Source organism: Aeromonas sp. s11 (genome assembly GCF_040907945.1).
Classification (GTDB): Bacteria; Pseudomonadota; Gammaproteobacteria; order Enterobacterales; family Aeromonadaceae; genus Aeromonas; species Aeromonas veronii.
Map to the genome: position 1 here is coordinate 151,531 of NZ_JBFOCU010000062.1, position 26,713 is coordinate 178,243.

The 26,713-nt window shown below is 55.2% G+C and carries 25 protein-coding genes; 23 read left to right on the forward strand and 2 right to left on the reverse strand.

Features of this window, described 5'->3' with window-relative positions:
* The first annotated feature begins 22 nt into the window (after nt 1-22).
* The 11 genes from AB5Y84_RS19225 to AB5Y84_RS19275 all read left to right on the forward strand — a co-directional run bounded on the left by AB5Y84_RS19225 (nt 23) and on the right by AB5Y84_RS19275 (nt 8,743).
* On the forward strand, nt 23-400 hold the full coding sequence (locus tag AB5Y84_RS19225) for a DUF2802 domain-containing protein (RefSeq protein ID WP_043821339.1): 378 nt from the start codon (nt 23-25) through the stop codon (nt 398-400).
* A gap of 198 nt (nt 401-598) precedes the next feature.
* Nucleotides 599-1,243, forward strand: coding sequence for a cytochrome c biogenesis heme-transporting ATPase CcmA (ccmA, locus tag AB5Y84_RS19230; protein ID WP_005353659.1), 645 nt, complete (start codon nt 599-601; stop codon nt 1,241-1,243).
* Between the two features lie 4 nt (nt 1,244-1,247).
* Nucleotides 1,248-1,916 carry a heme exporter protein CcmB gene (gene ccmB, locus AB5Y84_RS19235; RefSeq protein WP_005353658.1) on the forward strand — a complete coding sequence of 223 codons (669 nt, stop codon included), beginning with the start codon at nt 1,248-1,250 and terminating at the stop codon, nt 1,914-1,916.
* A gap of 170 nt (nt 1,917-2,086) precedes the next feature.
* The gene (locus tag AB5Y84_RS19240; RefSeq protein WP_368177573.1) at nt 2,087-2,827 is read left to right on the forward strand and encodes a heme ABC transporter permease; all 741 of its coding nucleotides are present in this window, start codon (nt 2,087-2,089) and stop codon (nt 2,825-2,827) included.
* Nucleotides 2,828-2,829: 2 nt separating this feature from the next.
* Nucleotides 2,830-3,036, forward strand: a complete 207-nt coding sequence (gene ccmD / locus AB5Y84_RS19245) for a heme exporter protein CcmD (protein WP_257725177.1) — start codon at nt 2,830-2,832, stop codon at nt 3,034-3,036.
* A complete protein-coding gene (ccmE, locus tag AB5Y84_RS19250; RefSeq protein ID WP_040065319.1) occupies nt 3,033-3,524 on the forward strand; it encodes a cytochrome c maturation protein CcmE in 492 nt (163 codons plus the stop codon). Before ccmD ends, ccmE begins: the two co-directional genes overlap by 4 nt.
* A gap of 82 nt (nt 3,525-3,606) precedes the next feature.
* Nucleotides 3,607-5,562, forward strand: coding sequence for a heme lyase CcmF/NrfE family subunit (locus AB5Y84_RS19255; RefSeq protein ID WP_257725176.1), 1,956 nt, complete (start codon nt 3,607-3,609; stop codon nt 5,560-5,562).
* On the forward strand, nt 5,559-6,089 hold the full coding sequence (locus AB5Y84_RS19260; protein ID WP_005353655.1) for a DsbE family thiol:disulfide interchange protein: 531 nt from the start codon (nt 5,559-5,561) through the stop codon (nt 6,087-6,089). Before AB5Y84_RS19255 ends, AB5Y84_RS19260 begins: the two co-directional genes overlap by 4 nt.
* A gap of 11 nt (nt 6,090-6,100) precedes the next feature.
* Nucleotides 6,101-6,580 carry a cytochrome c-type biogenesis protein gene (locus tag AB5Y84_RS19265; RefSeq protein ID WP_017788562.1) on the forward strand — a complete coding sequence of 160 codons (480 nt, stop codon included), beginning with the start codon at nt 6,101-6,103 and terminating at the stop codon, nt 6,578-6,580.
* Complete coding sequence (gene ccmI / locus AB5Y84_RS19270; protein WP_368177574.1) at nt 6,577-7,845, forward strand: c-type cytochrome biogenesis protein CcmI; 1,269 nt, start codon at nt 6,577-6,579, stop codon at nt 7,843-7,845. The genes AB5Y84_RS19265 and ccmI overlap by 4 nt, the downstream gene beginning before the upstream one ends.
* 85 nt (nt 7,846-7,930) lie before the next feature.
* The gene (locus tag AB5Y84_RS19275) at nt 7,931-8,743 is read left to right on the forward strand and encodes a VacJ family lipoprotein (protein ID WP_257725174.1); all 813 of its coding nucleotides are present in this window, start codon (nt 7,931-7,933) and stop codon (nt 8,741-8,743) included.
* Nucleotides 8,744-8,855: 112 nt separating this feature from the next.
* Here the strand turns inward: AB5Y84_RS19275 and sodB are convergent, their stop codons facing one another.
* Entirely contained in the window at nt 8,856-9,440 is a 585-nt protein-coding gene (sodB, locus tag AB5Y84_RS19280; RefSeq protein WP_005334664.1) for a superoxide dismutase [Fe], read from the reverse strand.
* Nucleotides 9,441-9,728: 288 nt separating this feature from the next.
* Here sodB and AB5Y84_RS19285 point away from each other — a divergent pair, with 288 nt between their 5' ends.
* From AB5Y84_RS19285 to AB5Y84_RS19310, 6 genes are all read left to right on the forward strand, one after another.
* Nucleotides 9,729-10,073, forward strand: a complete 345-nt coding sequence (locus tag AB5Y84_RS19285) for a Grx4 family monothiol glutaredoxin (RefSeq protein WP_005353650.1) — start codon at nt 9,729-9,731, stop codon at nt 10,071-10,073.
* Between the two features lie 359 nt (nt 10,074-10,432).
* Nucleotides 10,433-11,437 (forward strand): bifunctional threonine ammonia-lyase/L-serine ammonia-lyase TdcB, encoded by a 1,005-nt coding sequence (tdcB, locus tag AB5Y84_RS19290; protein ID WP_005334660.1) that lies wholly within the window; start codon nt 10,433-10,435, stop codon nt 11,435-11,437.
* Nucleotides 11,438-11,448: 11 nt separating this feature from the next.
* Nucleotides 11,449-12,780: a threonine/serine transporter TdcC gene (tdcC, locus tag AB5Y84_RS19295; RefSeq protein WP_257725173.1), complete on the forward strand. Its 1,332-nt coding sequence runs from the start codon at nt 11,449-11,451 to the stop codon at nt 12,778-12,780.
* 201 nt (nt 12,781-12,981) lie between these two features.
* The gene (tdcD, locus tag AB5Y84_RS19300; RefSeq protein ID WP_368177575.1) at nt 12,982-14,190 is read left to right on the forward strand and encodes a propionate kinase; all 1,209 of its coding nucleotides are present in this window, start codon (nt 12,982-12,984) and stop codon (nt 14,188-14,190) included.
* A gap of 44 nt (nt 14,191-14,234) precedes the next feature.
* On the forward strand, nt 14,235-16,529 hold the full coding sequence (gene pflB, locus AB5Y84_RS19305; RefSeq protein ID WP_368177576.1) for a formate C-acetyltransferase: 2,295 nt from the start codon (nt 14,235-14,237) through the stop codon (nt 16,527-16,529).
* Nucleotides 16,530-16,598: 69 nt separating this feature from the next.
* Entirely contained in the window at nt 16,599-16,988 is a 390-nt protein-coding gene (locus AB5Y84_RS19310; protein WP_257725171.1) for a RidA family protein, read from the forward strand.
* 107 nt (nt 16,989-17,095) lie between these two features.
* On the opposite strand, the gene AB5Y84_RS19315 is transcribed toward AB5Y84_RS19310, so the two are convergent.
* Nucleotides 17,096-18,307 carry an RsmB/NOP family class I SAM-dependent RNA methyltransferase gene (locus tag AB5Y84_RS19315; RefSeq protein ID WP_257725170.1) on the reverse strand — a complete coding sequence of 404 codons (1,212 nt, stop codon included), beginning with the start codon at nt 18,305-18,307 and terminating at the stop codon, nt 17,096-17,098.
* A gap of 215 nt (nt 18,308-18,522) precedes the next feature.
* On the opposite strand from AB5Y84_RS19315, the gene AB5Y84_RS19320 reads away from it, so the two are divergent.
* The 6 genes from AB5Y84_RS19320 (at nt 18,523) to pdxH (ending at nt 26,700) form a co-directional block, all read left to right on the forward strand.
* Nucleotides 18,523-20,541, forward strand: a complete 2,019-nt coding sequence (locus tag AB5Y84_RS19320) for a reprolysin-like metallopeptidase (protein WP_257725169.1) — start codon at nt 18,523-18,525, stop codon at nt 20,539-20,541.
* Nucleotides 20,538-20,867: a hypothetical protein gene (locus AB5Y84_RS19325; protein ID WP_005334647.1), complete on the forward strand. Its 330-nt coding sequence runs from the start codon at nt 20,538-20,540 to the stop codon at nt 20,865-20,867. The genes AB5Y84_RS19320 and AB5Y84_RS19325 overlap by 4 nt, the downstream gene beginning before the upstream one ends.
* Before the next feature lie 248 nt (nt 20,868-21,115).
* Nucleotides 21,116-23,077, forward strand: coding sequence for a reprolysin-like metallopeptidase (locus AB5Y84_RS19330; protein ID WP_368177577.1), 1,962 nt, complete (start codon nt 21,116-21,118; stop codon nt 23,075-23,077).
* On the forward strand, nt 23,056-23,394 hold the full coding sequence (locus AB5Y84_RS19335; RefSeq protein WP_080768659.1) for a hypothetical protein: 339 nt from the start codon (nt 23,056-23,058) through the stop codon (nt 23,392-23,394). The genes AB5Y84_RS19330 and AB5Y84_RS19335 overlap by 22 nt, the downstream gene beginning before the upstream one ends.
* A gap of 304 nt (nt 23,395-23,698) precedes the next feature.
* On the forward strand, nt 23,699-25,885 hold the full coding sequence (locus AB5Y84_RS19340) for a reprolysin-like metallopeptidase (protein WP_257725167.1): 2,187 nt from the start codon (nt 23,699-23,701) through the stop codon (nt 25,883-25,885).
* Nucleotides 25,886-26,061: 176 nt separating this feature from the next.
* A complete protein-coding gene (gene pdxH, locus AB5Y84_RS19345; RefSeq protein ID WP_019444749.1) occupies nt 26,062-26,700 on the forward strand; it encodes a pyridoxamine 5'-phosphate oxidase in 639 nt (212 codons plus the stop codon).
* The last annotated feature ends 13 nt before the right edge of the window (nt 26,701-26,713 follow it).

Below are 26,713 nucleotides of genomic sequence, written 5' to 3' on the forward strand. Positions count from 1 at the left end.
AGGTGATGTTTTGATAATCGAGATGGTTGCCTTGGGGGTGTCCCTGATTGCCTTGGCGTTTGCCTCTTATATCTGGTTCAAGAGCAAGCGCAGCAAGCAGGAGTCCGAGGACAGTGTGGCAACCCTGCAAGGTCAGTTGGAAAGCTTGCGCAAGCAGATGATGGAACTCCATACCGGCGCCATTGGCATGGGGCAGCGTCTGCAGTCGGTGGAAGGGGCGATGCAGCAGGTCAATGAGCGCCAGCAAGAACTGACCATGCAGGATCCCGAACGCAGGCTTTACAGCCGAGCGGCCAAGATGGTCGAACTGGGCGCCGATCTTGATGAAGTCATGAGTGAGTGCGAGTTGCCAAAGGCAGAGGCCGAGCTCTTGATATCGTTGCGAAAAGGTCGCTCTTGATGATTCAGGAAGGCAATTGCCTTCCTGAATTTTATGGCGTGCAGCCGCTTGTCCCCCAGCTGCGTTGAGCAGGCGGTTTCTACCATATTTTCTTTGTGATCCCGGTCGCCAGTCAGTTCAATTGTTGCATCTTTGAAAAGACGTATTCCAATACTGTGTTAAGATGCAGACCGCTTCATTTTCTCTGAAAAAATCCCCATGCTGCTTCAAGTTAACAATCTGAGCTGCGTGCGCGAAGATCGCACTCTGTTTGAACACCTCTCTTTCTCTGTTGCGCCCGGCGATCTGGTGCAAATTGAAGGGCCCAACGGGGTCGGCAAGACAAGCCTGTTGCGGTTGTTGACCGGGCTGTCGCAGCCGTTTGCCGGTGAGGTGTGCTGGAATGGGGAGAATATTCGTCACTGTCGTGATGAGTATCATGCCAATCTGCTCTATCTCGGCCATCAGCCCGGTGTCAAAGCGGCGCTGACCCCTTTTGAAAACCTGAAGTTCTACCAGCAGTTACATCACCCGCAGCAAACAGAGACTGACTTGTGGCAGATATTGGCCCGGGTAGGGCTGGCCGGGTTTGAAGAGAACCCGACCGGGCAACTCTCTGCCGGCCAGCAACGCCGGGTGGCTCTGGCCAGACTCTGGCTGTCACAGAAACCGGCACTCTGGATCCTCGATGAACCCTTTACCGCCATCGACAAGCAAGGGGTAAAGGTGCTCGAACAGCTCTTTCTGGCCCACGCCGAGCGGGGCGGCATGGTGATCCTCACCACCCATCAGGATCTGACCCTGATGCAGGGACGGCTGAAGACTATCTCGTTGACCCCCTTCGCATCGACATTGCAGGAGTAACGCCATGTTGCGCGCTGTTATGCACCTTATTCACCGTGAACTGCTGATGGCTCTGCGCCAGCGTTCCGATATTCTCAATCCGCTCTGGTTTTTCCTCATCGTCATCACCCTGTTTCCGTTAGGGATTGGCCCGGAGCCCAAACTGCTGGCCCGTATTGCCCCGGGGATTATCTGGGTGGCGGCGCTATTGGCGGCCATGCTGTCGCTGGAGCGACTGTTTCGCGACGACTTTGCCGATGGCGCGCTGGAGCAGATGATGCTGATGCCGCACCCGCTGGGCTTGCTGGCGCTGGCGAAAGTGGTTGCTCACTGGCTGCTGACCGGCTTGCCGCTGCTGCTTATCTCTCCCTTGCTGGCGATTTTGCTGTCGCTGGATATGAACACCTATCTAGCCGTCGTCGCGACGCTGGCACTGGGCACTCCTGTATTGAGCCTGCTCGGCGCGGTCGGGGTCGCGTTGACGGTGGGATTGCGCAAAGGCGGGGTGCTGCTTAGTCTGCTGATCCTGCCGCTCTATATTCCGGTACTGATTTTTGCCACCTCAGCCATCGATGCCGCGGGGATGAGCTTGCCCTATGGCGGGCAGCTTGCCATTCTGGCCGCCATGCTGGTGGGGGCTTTGACACTGACGCCGCTGGCTGTGTCGGCGGCGTTGCGGGTCAGTCTCAACTGATGGCTGTGAGTTGAACCGAATTTGGCTCCGAATGGGGTCTTTCTGCAAAAAATAATGTTGCGATGGATCAAGGAGAGTGCCGCTTATTGCTTTCGGGGTATTTGATGCTGCCCCGTGGTCGGTATGGTAGGCCTCGCCAAACGATTAATAACAAAAAGGTTTTGTGAGCTATGTGGAAATGGTTGCACCCTTATGCCAAACCGGAGCGTGCCTATCAGCTGGCAGGCACGCTGTTGCCCTGGTTTGCGATGATTAGTCTGCTCTCGTTTGTGATCGGTACTGTCTGGGGCCTCGCGTTTGCGCCAGCGGATTACCAGCAGGGAGATTCGTTCCGGATCATCTATATCCACGTGCCTTCCGCCATTCTCTCCATGGGGGCCTACTCCACCATGGCGGTGGCCGCTTTTATCGGCCTGGTGTGGCAGCTGCGGATGGCGGACATGACGGTTGCAGCCATTGCGCCGGTCGGCGCCGTATTTACCTTTATTGCCCTCTTTACCGGTGCCGCCTGGGGCAAGCCGATGTGGGGAACCTGGTGGGTGTGGGATGCGCGGCTCACCTCTGAGCTGATCCTGCTGTTTCTCTACCTCGGCGTGATAGCCCTCTACAACGCCTTCAGCGACAAGGTGGTCGCTGGCCGTGCGGCCGGCATTCTGGCACTGGTTGGGGTGATCAACCTGCCCATCATTCACTACTCGGTGGAGTGGTGGAACACCCTGCATCAGGGGGCCACCATCACCAAATTTGACAAACCCTCCATTTCACCCGAGATGCTCTGGCCGCTGCTGATCATGATCCTGGCGTTTGCCGCGTTTCTCGGGGCCCTGACCCTGATGCGTTTTCGCAATGAACTCCTGATGCGGGAGTGGCATCGCCCCTGGGTCAAAGAGATTGCAGAGCAGGAGAAGTAAGCATGCACTTTGCCTCTTTCAGTGATTTTATGGCGATGGGCGGTTACGCCTTCTATGTCTGGCTCTCATTTGGCCTGACGCTGGTGTGTCTGGTCGGCATCATCATTTCTACCCGCATGAAAACCCGCTGCCTGCTCGGTGAGTTGCGCAGCAAACAGGCGCGTGAGGCCCGTCGCAAGGCGGCCCAGCAGATGGAGAACACCCTATGAATCCGAGACGCAAAAAACGCCTCACCATCATTCTGGCCATTACCCTGGGTCTGGCGGCCGTCAGCGGGCTGGTGCTCTACGCCCTCAGTCAGAATATCGACCTCTTCTACACCCCGAGCGAGCTGGTGGAGGGGAAGGGGCCGGACAAGATCAAGCCGGAAGAGGGGCAGCGCCTGCGTATCGGTGGATTGGTCGTGCCGGGATCGGTACAGCGGGATCCCCAGAGCCTCAAGGTTGCCTTCAAGCTGGTGGATAACGGCGGTCATCTGGTGAAGGTCGAGTTTGACGGCATCCTGCCGGACCTGTTCCGTGAAGGGCAGGGGATTGTTGCCCAGGGCACCCTCAAGGATGCCACGACCGTAGAGGCGTTCGAGGTGTTGGCCAAGCACGATGAGAACTACATGCCGCCGGAAGTGGCCGATGCCACCAACGGTATGCACTTCAAGCCGGAGTATACCGAGGCGCAGTTGAAGGGAGCCAAGCAGTGATCCCTGTGGTGTTTGCCTTTTCCGCTTTGCCTGCCGTGCGTGGTGCGGCTGTTGTCACCGTTCAATTGAAAGGAATGCCTTCATGATCCCGGAATTAGGTCAGTTTGCGCTGATCCTGGCCTTTGCCACTGCCCTGCTGCTGGGGAGCTACCCACTACTAGGCGCCAGCTGGGGGCGTCTTGGCATGATGTCGGCGGCCCGTCCGCTCGCCTATGCCCAGTTTTTGTTGCTGCTGCTGTCGTTTCTCTGCCTGACCTGGGCCTTTATCGATAACGACTTCACCGTGCAGTATGTGGCCACTAACTCCAACAGCCTGCTGCCGCTCGCCTATCGCATTTCCGCCGTATGGGGCGCCCACGAAGGCTCCCTGCTGCTGTGGGTTCTGACCTTAGGGGGCTGGACTGCGGCGGTGGCCATGTTCAGCCGCCGTCTGCCGCTCGATGCGGTGGCTCGGGTACTCGGTGTGCTGGGGCTGATCTCGGTCGGCTTCACTGCTTTCGTGCTGTTCACCTCCGATCCCTTCACCCGCACCTTGCCCTATTTTCCGGTCGATGGTCGTGACCTCAATCCACTGCTGCAGGATCCGGGTCTTATCTTCCATCCGCCAATGCTCTACATGGGTTATGTGGGCTTCTCGGTGGCGTTTGCCTTTGCCATTGCTTCGCTGATGACCGGCCGTCTCGATGCGACCTGGGCTCGCTGGTCGCGCCCCTGGACCATGGCGGCCTGGGTATTCCTGACCCTCGGCATCGTGCTCGGCTCCTGGTGGGCCTACTACGAGCTCGGTTGGGGCGGCTGGTGGTTCTGGGATCCGGTAGAAAACGCCTCGTTTATGCCCTGGCTCGCGGGTACCGCTCTGCTGCACTCGCTGGCGGTGAGCGAGAAGCGCGCCACCTTCAAGGCGTGGACCGTGCTGCTGGCCCTCTCTGCCTTCTCGCTGAGCCTGCTGGGTACCTTCCTGGTACGCTCCGGCGTGCTGGTGTCGGTCCATGCGTTTGCCTCCGATCCGACCCGCGGCCTGTTTATTCTCGGATTCCTGCTGGCGGTGATCGGCTCATCCTTGCTGCTGTTTGCCTTCAAAGGCTCGCAGGTGAAGAGCCACGGTAAACACGAGCTGTGGAGCCGCGAGACCCTGCTGCTTTGCAACAACATCATGCTGGTGGCGGGTCTGCTGACCGTGCTGCTCGGTACCTTGCTGCCGCTGGTGCACAAGGAGCTGGGGCTGGGGAGCATATCTATCGGTACTCCCTTCTTCAACCACATCTACAGCTGGCTGATCATCCCGTTTGCCCTGCTGCTGGGGGTTGGCCCGCTGTTTCGCTGGCGTCGTCAGGAGCTGGTGGAACTCAAAAGCAAGGTGATCGTGGCACTGGTGCTGAGTCTGGCCGCAGCCTTGCTGTTGCCGCTGCTCTTTGCCGAAACCTTCAAGCCGTGGGCGGCGGTAGGTATTGGTCTGGGCGCCTGGATCATCGTCACCAGCGTGCAGGAGACCTGGGCGCGGGCGACCCACAAGCACAGCTTTGCAGTCGGTGTGCGCAAGCTTGGCAACAGCCACTGGGCCATGATCCTTGGCCACGTGGGGCTGGCAGTCAGCATCATTGGTATCGCCTGCACCCAGAACTACAGCATCGAGAAGGATCTGCGAATGCAGGCGGGTGATCGGGTGCACTTTGCCGATTACGAGTTCGTCTTTGCCGGGATAAAAGAGAAGAACGGCCCCAACTACGATGGCTTCAAGGGCGTGCTGGAAGTGCACCGCAATGGCAAGCAGGTCGCCCTGCTCAAGCCCGAGAAGCGGATGTACAAGGTAACCCGGATGCCGATGACCGAAGCGGCCATCGATGCCGGTATCACCCGCGATCTCTATGCGGCGCTGGGAGAACAGCTCGACAACGGTGCTTGGGCGGTGCGGATCTACTACAAGCCGTTCGTGCGCTGGATCTGGTTCGGCGGCGTCTTTATGGCTATTGGTGGCGTGCTGGCGATGCTGGACAAGCGTTACCGTTTCGGCCGTCGTGAGGAGGAGGCCAAGGCATGAACAAAAAGACCTGGTTGTTTTTAATCCCCTTTATCGTCTTTTTGCTGGGGGCTGTGTTCCTGTTCAAAGGGCTCTACTCCGATCCCACCAAGCTTGAGTCCGTGATGGTGGGTAAAGAGGTGCCGGTATTCACCCTGCAGGACATTTACGATCTGAACAAGCAGCACGATCGCAGTATCCTGACTGGTCGCCCCATGCTGCTCAACGTCTGGGCCACCTGGTGCCCGACCTGCTATGGCGAGCACACCTACCTCAAACAGTTGGCGGGGCAGGGTATTCCCATCATCGGCATGAACTACAAGGATGAGCGCGACAAGGCGATCAAATGGCTGGCTGAGCTGGGCAACCCCTATCAGGTCAACCTCTATGATCCGGACGGCATGCTGGGGCTGGATCTCGGGGTATATGGCGCGCCGGAGACCTTCTTTATCGACAGCAAGGGGATCATCCGTTATCGCCACGTGGGGGATATCAACCCCGAGAACTGGGCGTCGACCCTCAAACCCATCTTTGATGCCATGAAGTGAGGGGAGTCTTGATGAGAGTATTTATTGCTTCCCTGCTGCTGTTGCTGGGATGGGTGGTGCAAGCGCCGGCCATGGCCGCTATCGATGTCTACACCTTCGACAACGACAATCAGGAGCAGGTCTTTCGTGAACTGACCAAGGAGCTGCGCTGCCCCAAGTGTCAGAACCAGGATATCGCTGACTCCAATGCGGGGCTGGCCAAGGACTTGCGCGACAAGACCTACCAGATGGTGCGCGAGGGTAAGGATAAAGAGGAGATAGTGGATTACATGGTGGCCCGCTACGGCAACTTTATCCTCTATAACCCGCCCCTAATGGCCTCCACCCTGATCCTCTGGCTCGGCCCGCTGCTGGTGATCCTGATCGGTGGCGCCGTGGTCGTGATGCGCAGCCGCCGGCCCCCTGCGGTGAAAAAACAACTGGATAACGCCTTGAGCGAGGAGGAGCAGCGCCGACTGGCCGAGCTGCTCAAAGAGGAAGAGAAACAATGACCGCTTTTTGGATAGTTATTGCGGGCTTGCTGGTGCTGGTGAGTCTGGCGCTCGTCGTGCCGCTGTGGCGTGGTGCAGGCAAACAGAGCATCAGTCGCTCGGCGCTCAACAAACAGCTCTATCGCCAGCGGCTGCTGGAGATTGGCGAAGAGCGCGAGCAGGGTGTCCTGGCTGAGGAGTCCTACTCGCTGGTCGAGCTGCAACGAAGTCTCTTGGATGATATCCCTGATGTGGAGCAGACTGCCCGCAGTGGCAAGAGTCTGATCTGGATCCCGGGTGTGCTGGTGCTGTTGGTGGTGAGTCTGGGGCTCTACTACAAGTTGGGCTCCTGGCAAGAGGTGAGTCGCTGGCAAGATGCCAGCAGCCGTCTTGGCGAGCTGAGCAACCGCATTCTGGTGGAACGCGATGCCCAGGTGACCGAGCAGGATCTGCTGGATTTCACGCTGGCACTGCGTACCCGCCTCAAGGATGAACCGAACGACTACCGCGGCTGGCTGCTGCTGGGACGCTTGGCGCTGGATGGCAATGATCCCGAGATGGCCAGCGAGGCGCTGGAGCGGGCCTACACGCTGGCTCCCCAGAAGTCGCTGGTGGCGGTGCCTTATGCGCAGGCGCTGATGATGACGGGGGATGAGGCGCAAGCGGATGTCCTGTTGCAGGCTGCTATCGCGCAGGATCCGGACAATATCGAAGCGCGTTCCGTCTATGCCTTTATGGCGCTGCAAAAAGAGGACTTCCAGACCGCGCTGGCTCGCTGGCAGGCGATGTTGCCACTTATGGAGAAAGGTACCCCCCGTTACGTGATGGTCGAGCGCTCCATGGAGTATGCCCGCGCGCAGCTCAAGCAGCGCGGCATCGAGGTGACGAATTCAGGCGTAGCCAAAGCGGGCGCAGTTGAGGGAAAACCGCTCGCGGTGAAGGAGGGGGAATTCCCCATCCACGTCACGTTGGCGGCGGGCATTCAGATGCCGGAAGATTCCCATCTCTTCGTCTTTGCCGTGGTGCCCAACGGACCGCCCATGCCCATCGCCGTGAAGCGTATCGCCGGGCCAACCTTGCCTGTTACCCTGTCACTCGGGGATGGCGATGCCATGATGGAAGGCAGCAAACTGTCGGCCTATCCGGAGCTGCAGTTCAAGGCGCGTCTCTCGCGCGGTGGCAACGTGATGAACAAGGAAGGAGCCTTCGAAGGGGTATCCGTGCCGGTCAAGACGGCCGAGATCCCTGCTGCTCCAATTGACATCCGCATCGATCACGCCCTCTAATATGCCTTTGGATAACCCGGCTCCTGGATAGGAGCCGGGTTATCTATACTTCTGATAAATCAAAATAAAACGTCAGGACAATCATATGTATCTTCGTTCAGGGGCCATACTGGTAGCCCTCTTGCTGGCTGGCTGTGCCGGTGGTCCACCCAAGCCTGGCCCAGAGAGTCTGGATCTCAATCCCGGCATGAATAATCCGGGTGCCACCAGTACGGCGGCCGATCCGCGCGATCCCTTCCAGGGGGCCAACCGGGCCATGTGGGCGGTCAACTATGATGTGCTGGAACCCTATGTGGCACGTCCTGTGGTACATGCCTATGCCCGCTACATTCCGGTCGGGGTGAAGGATGGCATTGCCAACTTTGTTGCCAACTTTGATGAACCGAGCAGCATGGTGAACCATCTGATCACCGGTGATTTGAAGGGGGCGGGCACCAACCTGGGACGCTTTACCCTCAACACCACGGTCGGTCTGCTGGGTATCTTCGATGTGGCCAAACATGCTGGCCTTGAGCGTAACAAGCTGGAAATGGACACAGTGCTGGGCAGGGCCGATATCGGTAATGGCGCCTACATCATGGTGCCTGTCTACGGCCCGACTACCACCCGGGAGCTGGTTGGTGACACCATTGATACCATCTATTTCCCCTATGCCTTGTTGACAATCCCGCTGAGGGTTACCCATTGGGTGCTAGATGGCTTGGGTAATCGCGCCAAGCTGATCGATCAGGAGCGGATCATCGACAACTCCCTCGACCCCTATGCGCTGACCAAGGACTTCTACCTGCAATATAATCAGGGCAAGGTGACGGGCAAGCAGACTGAGCTGAAAGCGTCTCAGCAAGAGCAGGCCGACGATGCCAATCTGGATGAATATATGGACGAGTTGGACCAGTAAACGGGTTATCTCGATATGTAAAAGGCGCCTGCGGGCGCCTTATTCATTCTCGCAGCCACATAGAGATAAAAAAACGCCCCGCAGAGCGGGGCGTTTTGGCAAGCGAGGTTGATTAGGCAGCCAGATTCTTGGCCACAAATTCCCAGTTAACCAGAGCCCAGAAGGTTTCCATGTACTTCGGACGCAGGTTGCGGAAGTCGATGTAGTAGGCGTGCTCCCACAGGTCAACAGTCAGCAGCGGGGTGGTACCGGCTTCAGTCAGCGGGCAACCGGCGTTGGAGGTGTTGACGATAGCCAGAGAGCCGTCAGCTTTCTTCACCAGCCAAGTCCAGCTGGAACCGAAGTTGCCGATGGCAGACTTGGTGAAGGCATCTTTGAACTCGGCGAAGGAGCCGAATGCCTTGTTGATTGCATCAGCCAGGGCGCCAGTCGGCTCGCCGCCGCCATTCGGGGAGAGGCAGTGCCAGTAGAAGGTGTGGTTCCAGATCTGGGCGGCGTTGTTGAAGATGCCGCCGTTGGAGGTCTTGATGATCTCTTCCAGAGACTTGCCTTCAAACTCGGTACCCGGCACCAGATTGTTCAGGTTGACCACGTAGGTGTTGTGGTGCTTGCCGTGGTGATATTCCAGAGTTTCCTGGGAGATGTGCGGTTCCAGAGCGTTGATTGCATAGGGCAGAGCGGGAAGTTCGAATGCCATTTTCTACTCTCCATTGGCTGGACCGTGCGAAGGCGACGGTTGCAAGACATTGCGTACTCTTTTCTATATGTGAAAAGAGTTGTTTTTAAAATGATGGGGCTGGGTAGCCCAAAGCCAAGGGATTGTAGCAGTATCAAAGATGGCCTAACAACTCTTGATTGGCGCCATGATCGCGATCAATCCTGTGTGGGTTCTTTGCACAATTCGAGCCGGGTCACCCCTTTGTCAGTTTGTGCTCGGGCAAGATTGCAGTAGAATGGCCGCCGAAATCGCTCTAGTGAGGCACCTATGGAAACTATTGAAAAGATTAAGCAGCAGCTGGCTGACAACCCCATCATCATCTACATGAAGGGCTCCCCCAAGCTACCCAGCTGTGGCTTCTCTGCCCAGGCCTCCCAGGCTCTGATGTCCTGCGGCGAGCCGTTTGCCTACGTTGATATCCTGCAAAATCCGGATATCCGCGCCGAATTGCCAAAATTCGCCAACTGGCCGACCTTCCCCCAGCTGTGGGTTGAGGGTGAGCTGATCGGCGGCTGTGACATCATGATCGAGATGTTCCAGGCTGGCGAGTTGCAGGCTCTGATCAAAGAGACTGCTGCCAAGTACAAGAAAGATGATGCTGCAGCCGAGTAATCGGTTCTGCGTTGTCGAGAGGGAGCCTTATAGGCTCCCTTTTTTATTGTCCCGGTTCTGGCAGGCAAGCAACTGATTGCCGGTTGCAAAAAGCAACGCAATTGCCCTGAAAAATCTAATCTTTACGGCTTTGTTTTGGAGTTGTTGATTATATTATTTGCCAATATATGATTACTTTTTTTAATCCATTTGGATTCAAGTGTTGCTGCCATCACATTTTTTGATAATTTCACCGTAACGCAGTCTCTTTGTAGATTTTTTTGTGTTTATGCTCACATTAATTGCAAGTGATAGAACCTAGTATCGCTTCGCCCTGTGAAATAAAACCCTACAAATTAATAAATAAAAAGAGATTTGCGATGAAGATGTATAGCAATCTGCCCATTGGTCTTCATGATATTACTGAAGCCAAAAAAAGACTGACCAATCATATATACAAGACCGCGCAACTACCCTCTAACTACATCAGCGAACGTTGCCATGGCGAGGTTTACCTCAAGCTTGAAAACATGCAACGTACAGGCTCTTTTAAAATTCGTGGTGCCTTCAACAAACTCAGTTCATTAAGTCTGGAAGACCGACAAAAAGGTGTTGTCGCCTGCTCGGCGGGCAATCATGCCCAAGGTGTATCACTCTCCAGTGCTATGTTGGGAATTGATGCCAAGGTGGTCATGCCTTGCTGTGCCCCCAAATCAAAAATTGCTGCAACCAGTGACTATTCAGCCAAAGTGATCCTCCATGGAAATAGCTTCAATGACACCATTGCCAAAGTCAGCGAAATCGTGGAGATGGAAGGTCGCGTATTTATCCCCCCCTTCGACGATGCAAAAGTGATTGCCGGCCAGGGCACCATTGGCCTGGAAATTATCGAAGATTTGTATGATGTCGATAACATCATAGTGCCGATCGGTGGCGGTGGTTTGATTGCCGGTGTTGCCATGGCTATCAAATCTATTAATCCGACCATCAAGGTGATTGGTGTGCAATCCGAGAATGTGCACGGTATGGCGGCCTCTTTCTATGCCGGTACCATGACCAATCACAGAACCAGCAGCACGCTGGCCGATGGCTGTGATGTGGCAAGACCCGGTTCACTGACCTTCGAAATCGTCAAACAATTGGTGGATGATATTGTACTGGTCACCGAGGATGATATTCGTCATAGCATGGTTGACCTTATTCAGCGCAACAAGGTGATTACCGAAGGGGCGGGAGCTCTGGCCTCGGCAGCGCTGCTCAGTGGCAAGCTGAAACATTATGTCGAAGGTAAAAAGACCGTCAGCATTATTTCGGGTGGCAATATTGATCTGACCCGGATCGCCGAAATTATCGAACAGAACAATATTCGTCAATTTAGCCTGTAAGGAATGCAGTCATGATATTAGACAGTGTTGTCACCGGCAGTAAAGAGAATACACGTGTATGGCGTAAATCGGATACCACATGGGGATTAGGTCTGTTCGGTACTGCTATCGGGGCGGGGGTCTTGTTCTTTCCAATTCGGGCCGGATATGGTGGCCTGATCCCAATATTAATCATGCTGGTGCTGGCTTACCCCATTGCATTTTATTGCCACAGGGCGTTGGCCAGATTATGTCTTTCCGGCAGCAATCCTTCAGCCAATATCACCGAAACTGTCGAAGAGCATTTTGGAAAAATGGGTGGAGTGGTAATTACCTTCCTCTATTTCTTTGCCATCTGCCCACTGCTGTGGATATATGGTGTGACGATCACCAATACCTTTATGGCATTTTGGGAGCATCAACTACAGTTGGTTCCGCTTAATCGAGGTGTGGTTGCACTGGCATTGTTGATGTTGATGGCATTCGTGATCTACTTCGGTAAAGATCTGATGGTCAAGGTGATGAGCTATCTGGTCTTTCCCTTTATTGCCAGTCTGATCGTTATCTCTCTCTCCCTTGTCCCGTACTGGAACAGTGCCGTCTTTGATCAGGTCAATCTGAGCGAGATATCGATGTTTGGTCACGATGGTATTCTGGTTACCGTCTGGCTGGGGATCTCGATCATGGTCTTCTCCTTCAACTTCTCGCCGATTGTCTCCTCTTTCATCGTCTCCAAACGGGAAGAGTATGAGCAGGAGTTCGGGCGTGATTTTACCGAGAAACGCTGCTCGAAGATTATCTCCGGTGCCAGCATGCTGATGGTGGCCGTGGTGATGTTCTTTGCCTTCAGCTGCCTCTTTACCCTGTCACCGCAAAACATGGCGGAAGCCAAAGCCCAGAATATTCCGGTGCTCTCCTATCTGGCTAACCACTTCTCCTCAATGACGGGCAGCAAGTCTGCGTTTGCCACCACCCTGGAGTATGCGGCGTCCATTATCGCGCTGGTTGCTATCTTCAAATCCTTCTTCGGTCACTATCTGGGGACGTTGGAAGGGTTGAATGGCCTTATCCTCCGCTTTGGCTACCAGGGCGACAAGAGCAAGGTTTCCAGTAAAAAACTCAATATGGTCAGTATGTTGTTCATCATGGGATCCACCTGGCTGGTCGCTTATGTGAACCCCAACATCCTCGACCTGATTGAGGCAATGGGGGCGCCAATCATCGCTTCCCTGCTCTGTCTGCTGCCGATGTATGCGGTGAGCAAGACACCGGCACTTGCAAAATATAAAGGTCAGGCCAGCAACCTGTTTGTCACCATCATCGGTGTGCTGACCATCCTGAATATAGTTTCCAAGCTGTTCTGAAAACCTTTTCTGCAAGTCATCAGCCATTCAGGCCCCCCTGGTGGGGTCTGCATGGCGCAGTCAGAAGTGCGCAATAACCTGTTCTTGGTTGGCCCAATTATTTGGGCCTAGGGTAAGGCTATCCGTGATTTGGCCACCAAACACAGTGGCAAAGATGCTCTGACTGCAGTGACTCGACATCATAAATATCGAGGCGATGTAATGAAGTTTGATTCGTTGGTTCTGGTTATCAATTGCGGCTCTTCGTCGGTCAAATTCTCGGTACTGGATAATAAAACCTGCGAGGTGGTGATCTACGGTATAGCGGATGGTATTGAGACAGCCCATCCACAATTGCAAGTGGGTAAAGAGCCCGCAATGTCATTAGCTGAAAATAACCACACCTGTGCATTGGCTGCCATCGCGGCGGAATTGAAAAAACGGGATCTGCTGGATGCCATTGCACTGGTGGGTCATCGAATTGCGCATGGTGGTAGTGAATTTAGCGAAGCGGCCATCATTGATGAACATGTATTGGCCAAAATAAAGCAGGTGTCACCCTTGGCTCCCCTGCACAATCACGCCAATTTATGCGGTGTGATGGCGGCTCGTCAGCTATTTCCCACACAACCCCAAATTGCGGTATTTGATACCGGTTTTCACCAGACCCTGAAGCCGGAAGCCTATATCTATGGGCTGCCTTACCAATATTTGCAGGATTACGGCGTGCGCCGCTATGGCTTCCACGGCACCTCCCATCGCTATGTGGCCGAGCAGGCTTGCGTATTTATGGGGCTGGATGAGCAGCATGCCGGTCTGGTCATCGCCCATCTGGGCAATGGCGCCTCTATTTGTGCGGTACAGGATGGCAAGAGCGTCGATACCTCGATGGGGATGACGCCGCTGGAGGGGTTGATCATGGGCAGCCGCAGCGGCGATATCGATTTTGGCGCGCTGGCCTATATCGCCAGCAAGACAGGACAATCCATCGAGGATATCGAGCGGGTATTGAACAAGCAGTCCGGCCTGCTGGGTATTTCGGGGCTCTCCTCCGATATGCGGGTATTGGAAGCTGCCTATCACGAAGGACATCCCGGGGCAAAATTGGCCATTCACGCTTTTGTCCATCGTATTGCCCGCCATATCGGCGGCCATGCCACCTCATTGCGCCGACTGGATGCCGTTATTTTCACCGGCGGGATCGGCGAGAACTCGGCCTTTATCAGAAAGCTGGTATGCGAACGACTTCAGGTATTTGGCGTAGCGATCAGCGAGCCGTTTAACCAGCGTCCCAATAGCGAGGGCTGCCGGGTGATTTCGGCGGCAGAGTCCATGGTACTGGCGGCGGTTATTCCCACCAATGAAGAGAAAATGATCGCGCTGGATGCCATTCGTCTGGGGCAGCAGGTTCGTCAGGCCGAGTGCGTCTGACATCTTCCACTGTAGTGTCATGAGTAGTGAATGAGGTTTATTTGATGAAAGTTGATATGCAATTGGATCAGGATAAATTCCGTCAGGCATGGCAAGGGTTTGCCGGTGAAAACTGGAAGCACGAGATCAACGTCCGTGATTTTATCCAGCAGAACTACACCCCCTATGAAGGCGATGAACAGTTTCTGGCTGATGCCACCGAGGCGACCACCACCTTGTGGAATAAGGTGATGGAGGGGATCTGCATTGAGAATGCCACCCACGCACCGGTCGATTTTGATACCAATATTGCCACGACCATTACTGCCCACGGGCCGGGTTATATCGAGCAGGGGCTGGAAAAGATTGTTGGCCAGCAAACCGACAAGCCCCTTAAAAGAGCGCTGCACCCGTTTGGCGGCATAAATATGATCCGCAGCTCTTTTGAAGCATATGGCCGGGAGATGGATCCCGAATTTGAATATACCTTCAGCGAATTGCGCAAAACCCATAACCAGGGAGTATTCGACGTCTACTCTCCCGAGATGTTGCGCTGCCGAAAGTCAGGAGTATTGACCGGATTGCCGGATGGTTACGGCCGTGGTCGCATTATCGGAGATTATCGTCGGGTCGCGCTCTATGGCATAGATTATCTAATCCGTGAGCGGGAGTTGCAGTTTGCCGATCTGCAACCGGCGCTCGAGCGGGGAGAGCAGCTGGAGAAGGTGATCCGCCAGCGCGAGGAGCTGGCCGAGCACAAGCGGGCATTGGTGCAGATCAAGCAGATGGCGGCCAGCTATGGCTTTGACATCTCCGGGCCGGCGCGCACGGCGCAGCAGGCAGTGCAGTGGCTCTACTTTGCCTATCTGGCGGCGGTGAAGTCGCAAAATGGCGGGGCCATGTCCCTCGGTCGTACCGCCACCTTCCTCGACATCTATATCGAGCGGGATCTGAAGGCGGGGCTCATCAGCGAGCAGGATGCCCAGGAGCTGGTCGATCACTTCATCATGAAGATCCGCATGGTGCGTTTCCTGCGTACCCCCGAGTTTGACTCCCTCTTCTCCGGCGATCCCATCTGGGCGACCGAGGTGATCGGTGGCATGGGGCTGGATGGCCGTACTCTGGTGACCAAGAACTCCTTCCGCTACCTCCACACCCTCAAGACCATGGGGCCGGCGCCCGAGCCCAACCTCACCATCCTTTGGGCGGAAGGATTGCCGCGGGCCTTCAAGACCTATGCGGCCCGCGTCTCCATCGATACCTCATCCCTGCAGTATGAAAACGATGACCTGATGCGCACTGACTTCGAGAGCGATGACTACGCCATTGCCTGCTGCGTGAGCCCCATGGTGATCGGCAAGCAGATGCAGTTCTTCGGTGCCCGCGCCAACCTCGCCAAGACCCTGCTCTATTGCATCAACGGTGGGGTGGACGAGAAGCTTAAGATCCAGGTTGGCCCGAAAGTGGCGCCCATCATGGACGAGGTGCTGGATTACGACACTGTCATGGCCAGCCTCGACAGCTTTATGGATTGGCTGGCGGTGCAGTACATCAGCGCGCTCAACCTTATTCACTACATGCACGACAAGTACAGCTACGAGGCTTCGTTGATGGCGCTGCACGATCGCGACGTCTATCGCACCATGGCCTGCGGCATTGCCGGTCTGTCGGTGGCGGTCGATTCGCTGGCGGCCATCAAGTACGCCAAGGTCAAGCCGGTGCGCGATGCTGACGGGCTGGCGGTCGATTTCGTGATTGAGGGGGCGTATCCCCAGTACGGCAACAACGACGAGCGGGCCGACTCCATCGCCTGCGATCTGGTCGAGCGCTTCATGAAGAAGATCCAGGCGCTGCCGACCTACCGCAATGCGGTGCCGACCCAGTCGATCCTGACCATCACTTCCAACGTGGTCTATGGCCAGAAGACCGGCAACACCCCGGATGGCCGCCGTGCCGGTGCGCCGTTTGCACCGGGGGCCAACCCGATGCTCGGTCGGGATCGCAAGGGAGCGGTCGCTTCGCTGGCCTCGGTGGCCAAGCTGCCGTTCAAATACGCCAAGGACGGGATCTCCTACACCTTCTCCATCGTGCCGGGGGCGCTCGGCAAGGAGCCGGCCAATCGCGAGAACAATCTGGTGGGGCTGATGGATGGCTACTTCCATCACGAGCGGGATGTGGAAGGGGGTCAGCACCTCAACGTCAACGTGATGAACCGCGAGATGCTGCTGGATGCCATCGACAATCCGGACAAGTACCCCAGCCTGACCATCCGGGTCTCCGGTTATGCGGTGCGCTTCAACGCTCTGACCCGCGAGCAGCAGCAGGACGTCATCTCCAGAACCTTCACCAACATGATGTAACTCTCATGCCCGGGGTGAGCAGGCTTGCTCCGGGCCTACTTTTTGTTTGTCAGCACGAGGAAGTAACAGATGCGACAGGTTATCACTACCAAGGCGGCGCCGGGCGCCATCGGCCCCTATGTGCAGGCCACCCGGATTGGCAACATCCTCTACACCTCCGGTCAGATCCCGCTGGACCCGGTGAGCGACGATATTGCGGAGGGGATAGAAGCGCAGACCCTGCGCTCCCTGCAAAACGTCAAGGCGATTGTCGAGGCGGCAGGCGGCGAGGTGCGCAATATCTTCAAGACCACGGTGTTTGTCTCGGATCTGAACGACTTTGCTGCGGTTAACCGGGTCTACAACGACTTCTTCACCGAGCACGATGCCATGTATCCGGCGCGATCCTGCGTGGAAGTTGCTCGGTTACCGAAGGATGTGAAGATCGAGATAGAGGCGATTGCTGCGCTGGAGTCCTGACGCGGCGCTCCTTATCAATAAAAAAAGAGCGACAGCCCGAGGGCTGCCGCTCTTTTTCATCGAACCTGCCGTGCGCGATAAGGGCGCAAGGCGCAGATCACGCTGGATCAGGCGATCCGTTCGATACGAGCCATGTAGAAACCGTCGAAGCCGGTCTCGGACGGGCTCACGGTGTGATCGTCACGCAGACGGAAGTGCTCGTTGGCGGCGAGGAACTTGTCCACCTGCTGACGGTTCTCCTCGGGCAGGATGGAGCAGGTTGCATAAACCAGCAGGCCGCCCACCTTCACCATCTGGCTGTAACGCTGCAGGATCTCTTCTTGCAGCGCGACCAGCACCGGCAGACGCTCGGCGGTATCACGCCACTTGGCATCCGGATTGCGCTTGAGTACGCCAAGACCGGAGCAGGGCACGTCCAGCAGTACACGGTCGGCGCTCTCTTTGAGGCGCTTGACGGTCTTGCTGCTGGTGATGACCCGGGTCTCCACGTTGTGGGCACCGGCGCGACGAGCGCGTTGCTTGAGGTTTTCCAGCTTCCACTCTTCCACATCCATTGCCAGCAGACGGCCTTTGCCCTGCATCATGGCGGCGATATGCAGAGTCTTGCCACCGGCGCCGGCGCAGGCGTCGATAACGCGCATGCCTGGGGCAACTTCCAAAGCGGCAGCAACCAGCTGGGAGCCTGCGTCCTGCTGTTCGAAGCAACCATCGGCAAAGGCCTTGGTACGGAACAGGGCGGCGTCGGAGGTGACCTGCAGGGCAGTCTCCACACCTTCAACCGGAATGGTGGTGACCTGCTCTTTGGCCAGCATGGCCTGCAGCTCATCACGGGTGCACTTGAGGGTGTTGACCCGCAGGTAACGCTTGGGCATCCAGGCCAGGGCTGCACGCTCGGCAGGCCAGGCTTCACCCAGCTGCTCGCTACCCAGTTTCTCCAGCCAGCTCGGGCAACCATCCATCAATACCGGGTTCTTCTTCGCCTCGGTCAGACGGCGGCGGAATGCGTCTTCATTGAAGCGATCCAGGGTCGGGTGGTTGGGCTGGGCAATTTTGTGGAATGCGTGCCAGCTGTGCAGCAGCGGCCAGACATTCTTTTCGGCCTGACGCACCTGAATACCGGTGAGGAAACAATAGAGGCTGAGACGGCGCAGCAGGTCGCCGGTGACCAGGGCAATCCTTGCCTGTTCTTGCGGTTTGAGTTCGATGCCTGAGAAGTGACGGGCATAGGCGCGGTCGAGGGTAAGACCCTGACCGAGCACATCGTCAACAATGGCAACGACCAGATCCCCGAAACGGGGCAACAGTGGGGATTTGAGCATGAGATTAACCTTGGCCAGATAAAGATGAACCGCACCTTTGTGAAGAGGAGCAGTTCTAAAATTGACAAATCCGCGCAATGATAGGGGTTAGACGGGGTTGGCGCAACACTCCCCATGGGTGAGTGGCTGAAACAGTGGCGCCGGGCTTTTTGATTCGGCGGGATAATGATGCCGGTAATGGTTTAAAAAAGTGCATGACTACAAGGATGACAAAGATGCATGTGACCAGTAAGTGTTCGTTGGCCCTGTTGGTGGCCAGTTTGTTGGGGTCAACCAGCCTGATGGCCAGCGAGTGGAGTACGGTAGCCGCCAGAGCGACTGCGGAGCAAGGTTATGAGGTGCGGGCCAATCAGTTTCGGGTGGCCAAGGTGCCGCTCGACTATTTTGCCGGGCTGCAAGCCGGGGCGAGTGAGCTGACCCTGCCGCTGCCCGATGGGGGGGAGGTCACCTTTGCTCTGGAAGCCTACGACTTGCTGCCTTCAGATCTTGCCGCCAAGTATCCACAGATCCGCACCTTCAAGGGTCACAACCCGGCGCATCCGATAGAGACGGGGCGCTTCGATCTGGGGCCGCAAGGTTTCCACGCCATGTTCAGCCATCAGGGCAGGATGGTGTTTGTCGATCCGCTGCGCAATGCCGAAGGCTACGCCGTCTATTACCAGCAGGATGCCCATAGTCGATTAGAAGAGACGGCAGATGAGGTGATAGGGCCCAAGCTCAGCAAACTGGTGCGCAAGGTGCAAGTGGATGGCAATGTTCGCAAGCGCTACGTCATTGCTATTTCGGCGACAGGAGAATTTACCCAATACCACGGTGGTTCTAGAGCGCTTACCATGGCGGCGATTGTGACCTTGCTCAACCGCGTCAATCAGGTCTATCAACGGGATGTGGGCGCCGAATTCGTGCTGGCCAGTGGCAATGACAACCTGATCTTTACCGATCCAGTCACAGATCCCTTCTACAACGGATATAACCCTAACTATGTGAACAATGTCAGCAGCATCTATGAAGCCAATGATGCCAACAAGAACGTGCTGGTGCAGGCCAACTATTTCACCAATATGCAGCTTGGCAACTTTGATATCGGCCATGTACTCAATACCGGTAGCGGTGGTCTGGCCGGTTTGGCAGTGCTTTGTACCAACGATAAATCGGGCGGGATGTCGGGTTCACCCACACCGGTAGGAGATGCCTTCTTCGTTGACTATGTGGCTCATGAAATTGGCCACCAGTTTGGTGCCGATCATACCTTCAACGGCACTACCGGGAGTTGCGGTGCAGGTACCCGGGTTGCCAATCAAGCCTATGAGCCAGGTAGTGGCAGCTCCATCATGGCCTATGCCGGTATTTGTGGTGATGAGAATATCCAGACTCACAGCGACCCCTATTTTCATAGCAAGTCCATCGAGCAGATGCGTGCGCACATGGCTACCGTATCGACTTGTGGAACCACACTCGCGTTGAGCAATAATGCCCCGCAGGCAGCTGCAGGGGGGGACTATGTGATCCCTGCCAATACGGCCTTTATGTTAAAAGGGGCTGGTGGAGATCTGGATAATGATTCTCTGCTCTACAACTGGGAGCAGATCGATCTGGGTACTGAATCGAGCAGTGCCGCCACCATGATTGATGATGGCTCCCGGCCGCTGTTTCGTTTTGTCTCTCCCACGGCATCGCCGGAGCGGACCCTGCCGAGTTTGCCATCCCTGTTCTCCGGCACGCTTGCCAAAGGAGAGGCCTGGCCGACTAACAACCGGGATCTCAATTTCAGACTGACGGTGCGTGATGGTCAGGGTGGCGTTGCCAGTGATGACATGAAAGTGCAAGTGATCAATACCGGTGCGGCATTTCGCATCACCAACCCGTTTTACGGGGTGACTCTCACTCCGGGGGCCAGTCAGGCCGTAGCATGGGATGTGGCGGGCACAACTGTGGCGCCGATCAGTTGCAGCAAGGTGGACATCTCGGTGACCCAGGATGAGGGCGTAAGCTGGACAATGCTCACCGCCGGACAACCCAATAACGGCGCAGCAACGGTAACGTTGCCTGCCGATTTCACCAGCAGCGTCAGGCTGAAAGTGGCATGCAGCGACAATATCTTCTTTGCCATCAGTCCCCTCAAATTGCCTCTGGTGCAAGGTGGCTCGACTTCAGGTGGCGGCGGTGGTGGCGGGGCGATCGGATTGTGGACGCTGGCTCTGGCGCTGCTCGGCTGGCAACGGAGGCGTACATGAAGGGAGTCCCTCTGTTACTGCTTGCAATGCTCGGCGGTTGTCAGGCCGATGCCAGCACGCTGGAACAGGAGTTGAGTGCAAACCTCGCCAAGCAGGATTACCGCCTGATAGTGATAGCCGGGCGGGGAGAGTTCGCCCCCGGTATTGCAGCCGAGCAGCAGGCAGAGGCCAAGGCGCGCTGTGGCAAGCGTTATCTGGATGGATTGGGCGATGTGATAAGGCCAGGTCAGCAAGAGATACATGCCAAGTTGAGCGCTTACGCCAGCGAGTATAACCAGCGTATGGTGATTCATTGCCCAATAGCATCGGGCGCTGGCAAGCAGTAATACACCAACGAACCAATCCAAATGGAGGGGATATTCATCCCCCTATCTATCCGTGAAGGCGCCAATGGCGCCTTCACTTTTTTCCGTTGTTGAATGGGGCCAGTCTGTATTGCTTGAGATGGGGATCGCGGGTGTAGCACGATTTTTCAGCGTTACAGAAGTTTTGTGCGAATTTTCTTTCTGTCACGCAGATCGTCAATTGACGCTGCACCATACTTGTTGTCACCAAGGTAGGGCAAGGAGACTCTATGAAGCATGGCATTGCGGTGATTATCACCAGTTTGTCTGTTCAGGTTGCAGCAGAACCACAGTGGACCTTCATGGATGAAAACTTGGAAAGGGGAGGGATCTATGATGTGCGAGCTGAAAAGGTCAGAGTGGTGGTTCCTGACAAGCCTTTTGAACCCGGGCATCTCGCCAGTGTATTGACCTTGCCATTGCCGGATGGCACTACGGTGCAGTTTGATGTTCATCCCAATGCCTTGCTCCCGGAGCCTTTGGCCCAGCGCTACCCTTCTATCAATACTTACAGTGGGAATGCTATCGATCGGGCGGCGGATACAGGCCGATTTGATGTCACCATACATGGTTTTCACGGTATGTTTACCCATCAGGGGCGTACCTTTTATGTCGATCCGCTTCAGGACGGTTTCTCTTATGCCGTTTATGAACAGCAAGATGCCTGGCGGCGACAGGATGTGGATCAGGTGATTGATCCTCATGGTATCGAGCGTGAGCGAGCTGTGCTGGTCGATGGCAATTTGCGCAAGCGCTACACCATCGCCATCTCGGCAACCGGGGAGTATACCCAGTATCACGGTGGTACCAAGGTTGCAGCACTCTCGGCCATTGCAACACTGCTTAATCGGGTCAATGAAGTCTATCGCCGTGATGTGGGGGCCGAGTTTCAGCTTGCAGCTGATACGGATAATGTGATTTTCACCGATCCTGCGACGGATCCTTTCACCAACTCGACCCAGGATATCGCAATCAACCAGACCCAACAGGGGGTGTTGCTCAATCCTTCTTTTGATCTGGGCCATCTGCTGGCGACATCAGGCGGCGGGGTGGCGACCCTGAGATCTTTATGCAACCCTTTCAGCCGTTCACGGGGCATGACCGGAGGCTCACAGCCTATCGGTGATGCGTTCTTTATTGATTATGTGGCTCACGAATTGGGGCACCAGCTGGGGGCCGAGCACTCCTTCAATGGCATGGCCGACAGTTGTGCAACGGGTCGCAAGGCTAGCTCAGCCTGGGAACCGGGCAGTGGCTCGACCATCATGGCCTATGCCGGGATCTGTGGTGAGGAGAATCTGCAGGTTAACAGCACACCTTTTTTTCACAGCAAGTCGATCGAGCAGATGCGGGCTCTGATGGCCTCTCTGCCCTCCTGCGGCACCGACCTGGCGCTTGCCAATAACGCGCCGGTTGTGGATGCGGGTGGCGATAGGGTGATCCCCGCCAATACGCCTTTCACTCTTGTCGGTAGTGCGCTGGATCTGGATGGTCATCCCCTCAGTTACACCTGGGAGCAGGTTGATCTTGGCAATGCATCCTACAGCGTGGCAACCATGGTGGATGATGGAACCCGCCCGCTGTTTCGCTTTGTTTCACCAACATCGGATCCCCGCAGAACATTGCCTGCCATGAGCTCTCTGATATCGGGTGTCTTGGCCAAAGGAGAGGCGTGGCCTGCGACCAATCGCAATCTCCAGTTCCGCCTTACCGTACGTGATGGTCAGGGGGCGGTGAGCAGTGATGAAATGGTGGTTCAGGTGATCAATACCGGCGCGGCATTTGCCATCACAGCTCCGCAGATCGGCGCCATGGTGGCGGGTAGCACTCAGCTAGTGACATGGAATGTTGCCGGTACCGATCAGCCTCCTATCAATTGTCCCAGCGTGGATTTGGCACTGACACAGAATGGTGGTTCTACTTGGACTACGCTGGCAAGCGGGCTTGCCAATAACGGTTCGGCCAGTGTGGTGTTGCCTGCACCGTTGACCAGCACGGCCAGGCTGAAGCTGGCATGCAGCAATAATATTTTTTTCTCTATCAATGGGATAAGAGGTAATGCGTCTGCCACTACGGAAAGTGCAACTGTCATTACCGACAACAATGCGGGTGGCGGCGGTGGTGGTGCAGTGAATCTTATCGTGATCCTCCTGATGGGAGGTGCAGCCGGATGGCGCAGGTATTACGGTTAGCCGTCAGTTTGCTGTTTCTATATATCTGCGCAGCGCCTGTTGTGGCCGCATCACTGACCGAGGCAATAGATGAAAGTCTTGCTGCTCAGGATTATCGGCTCATCGTGCGTGGCGGGCGCGGCGGTATGGCTCCGGGGGTTGTGGAGTCATTGCAAGCAGAAGCGAGAACCCGGTGCGGAGTCCGTTATCTGAAAGGGTTCGGTGATGTGATTGAGATGGGTAAGGAGTCGGAGTTTGAGCAGCGGATTGACTATGCCACCCGATATAACCGACAGATGCTGGAAAGGTGCATGCCGGAGGCGATTTCAAGGCCGTAGTGGCTGTTCAACAACGGCGCGTAAATCGGCATGATTGGAGTTATAACTCTAATATTCCAAACATAGTGATTGCCTCATGGGAATGATTCGATGACTCACATATGAGCCTCCATATATTTTTTTTGGAGTTTTAACTCTATTAAAAGAACTGCTGAGAATGCTAACAAAATGAGCTGTTTATAAACTATAACTCACAAACTTTATGATTCTAAATGAAATTAAATTCATTTAATTTTTATTGAAAAAGTTGAATTGTGATTTGCGTCACGTTATTCTCGCCGGCTGTTCAGTCAGGTGATTAATAATGATGAAGTTCACAATAAATGCAATCTCAGTTGTCATCGCAATGTCAGCCAATATCGCGCTGGCATCCCCATGGCATATGGTCGAAGCACACAATAGGCAGGCGGCTGATACAGTCACAACTAGTGCCTATACCAGCTTTAAGGTCGATGAAGAGTTTATTCAAAATCTGCGTGCTGGCGATACGCTGATTACTTTGCCATTACCAAATGGTGGAATGGTGCAATTTGAAGTGCAGCCCTCGTCGGTGTTGCCACCTGCATTGGCCGCCAAGTATCCGGATATCATGACCTTTAAAGGCCATGAAGTGGGCAATGAAAGTAATACCGGCAGTTTTGATATTTCCCCACGTGGTTTTAATGGCATGTTTATGCACCAAGGGGAGCAGGTGTTTATTGATGTTCAACGTAGTGGTCTTTATTCTGTTTATTACAAGAAAAATGTAAAACCGCGGAAAAATGGGCATCATGAAGAGCTGATGCAGAATAATACAAGTGAGCATGAAAGTGAAAAAAAGCGCTCATTGTTAGATAGTGCAACTAAGCAAGCAGCACAAAAATATAACTTTCCAGAAATAAAAACATATCGGATTGCGATATCTACCACTGGAGAGTACACCACCTCATTTCATGGTAAAATAGGCGCGTTGTCATCTATTGTAACATTGCTGGTTCGAGTCAATGAGATATATGAGCGTGATCTCGGTATAAAATTTATCTTGGCTGATGGCAATGATAATATTATTTTTGACGATCCGGACACAGATCTGTTTTTTAATGGAACTAATAAAGACCGCACATTTACCACGCCTACAATAGACCGTGATGATGCACATCGAAATGAGCTTGTTCAACTGTTGGCTCAAAGAGAAACCAATCCTGCGAAAAAGTTAGGTGAGTTTGATATTGGCCACGTGCTGATGACGACCAATTATTCTGGCTTGGCATGGGGGACGCTGTGCGCAGCTCCAAATCTGGATTATTTCGGGAATAAGTCCCTTGGTCGAAACTTGCGATCTAATGCAATGAGTGGAGCCGGTAATGGCAGCTCAGGAGCGGGAATCGCTGAGATCGATGCGATGTTTGTCGATACCTTTGCCCATGAAGTGGGTCATCAGCTCGGTGCAGAGCATATCTTTAATGTCGACCAAGGCGGACGTGTAGCTAATTCCGCTTGGGAGGTTGGTAGCGGTGCGACCATCATGGGTTATCCGGGCAGAGTTGGCATGGGGTCACAAAATCTGCAATCCAAAACGACTGGTTATTTTCATAGCAAGTCCATTGAGCAGATGCTTGCTGTGCTAGCCAGCCGTCCAGATAATTGTGGCGCTGATGAGCCTATGATCAAGCAAGATATTGATGTGAATATCTCGCCAGCATCGCAATCAAAAGTTATTCCTGTTAGAACTGCATTTTCACTCACAGGGATTGGTTCCGGTGAAGATGGAATGACCTTTACCTGGGAACAGGTTGATCTTGGTCGGGCGACAGAGGGTGCATCTGATATATACTATGGGAAATTGAGCGATGGACCCTTATATCGTTTTGTTGCGCCTACAACGTCTCCTGAACGTCACTTTCCTTCTTTGGCTACTCAGCTAAGGGGATATGAACGATTTATGTTGCAACAGCCTGAGCTAATAAAAGATGAAGAGAAGGGCGATCCATGGGTCAATGTACCGCGTACTCTGAATTTCCGTTTGGTGGCCCGTGATGGAAAAGGCGGTGGTGCCTATGATGAGACCTCGGTCGAGGTGGTCGATACAGGTTCACAAACCTTCAAGATATTACCAGCCCCTGACCAGCGTATTCTGGTTGGCAGCCCGACCACAGTGAATTGGCAAGTAGCTGGAACCGACGGTGGCCGCATCAACTGTCAGCGGGTCGATATCAGTTATAGCAACGATGAAGGCAAGAGCTGGCAGCCGCTGGTCAATGGCGTGAACAACAATGGCGCCCATGAGGTGACCATTCCGGCCAATGCTGGCAGCGCTGTTCGCCTCAAGCTGGCCTGTAGCGACAATATCTTCTATGCCATTACGCCAAAACTGGCGACCAAGAGCAGTGATACACCGGCTCCCCAGCCTGAAAGCAATGGCGGCGGCGGTGGCGGCGGTTCGACCGGTCTGTTCGCGCTGCTGGGCCTTGGTATCGCTGCGCTGCGTCGTCGTGAGATCATGAGCTACTAAACCAGATAACCCAAGGGTGAGATTACCCATCTTTGGTAAATTGATGAACCAAGCGAAGAGGCGTTAGCCTCTTCGCTTTTTTTGTATGGTTTACAAGGTCGCTTTATCGAGCGCACAATGCCTGCGTCACTCTCTTGATGGTCGTGGAACCATTATTTATTTGAAGGAAAATCAAGATGATGGATGTTGCTGATCTGCGCCGTGAGTATACCCGTGGCGGGCTGCACCGTGCCGATCTGCCGGCCGAGCCGCTGGCGCTGTTCGAGAAGTGGTTGGCGCAGGCTTGTGAGGCCAAACTGACCGATCCTACCGCCATGGTGGTGGCGACGGTGGATGCCGATGGTCAGCCCTGGCAGCGCACCGTGCTGCTCAAGCACTACGACGCCCAGGGGATGGTTTTTTACACCAACATGGGCAGCCGCAAGGCGCAGCAGCTGGAAGGCAATCCCCGTATCAGCCTGCTCTTTCCCTGGCACACGCTGGACAGACAGGTTCACGTGACCGGCCGAGTGGAGAAGATGAGCACTTTCGAGGTGATGAAGTATTTCCACAGCCGTCCCAAGGATAGCCAGATCGCTGCCTGGGTCTCCAAGCAGTCGACCCGCATCTCGGCCCGCGGCGTGCTGGAGGCCAAGTTCCTCGAGCTCAAGCAGAAGTTTGCCAATGGCGAAGTGCCGCTGCCGAGCTTCTGGGGCGGATTCAGAGTTGTGATCGAGACGGTGGAGTTCTGGCAGGGGGGCGAGCACCGGCTGCACGACCGCTTCTACTACACCCGCGACGGGGATGGCTGGCATATCGAGCGTCTGGCACCCTGAGCGCGCTGTTCAA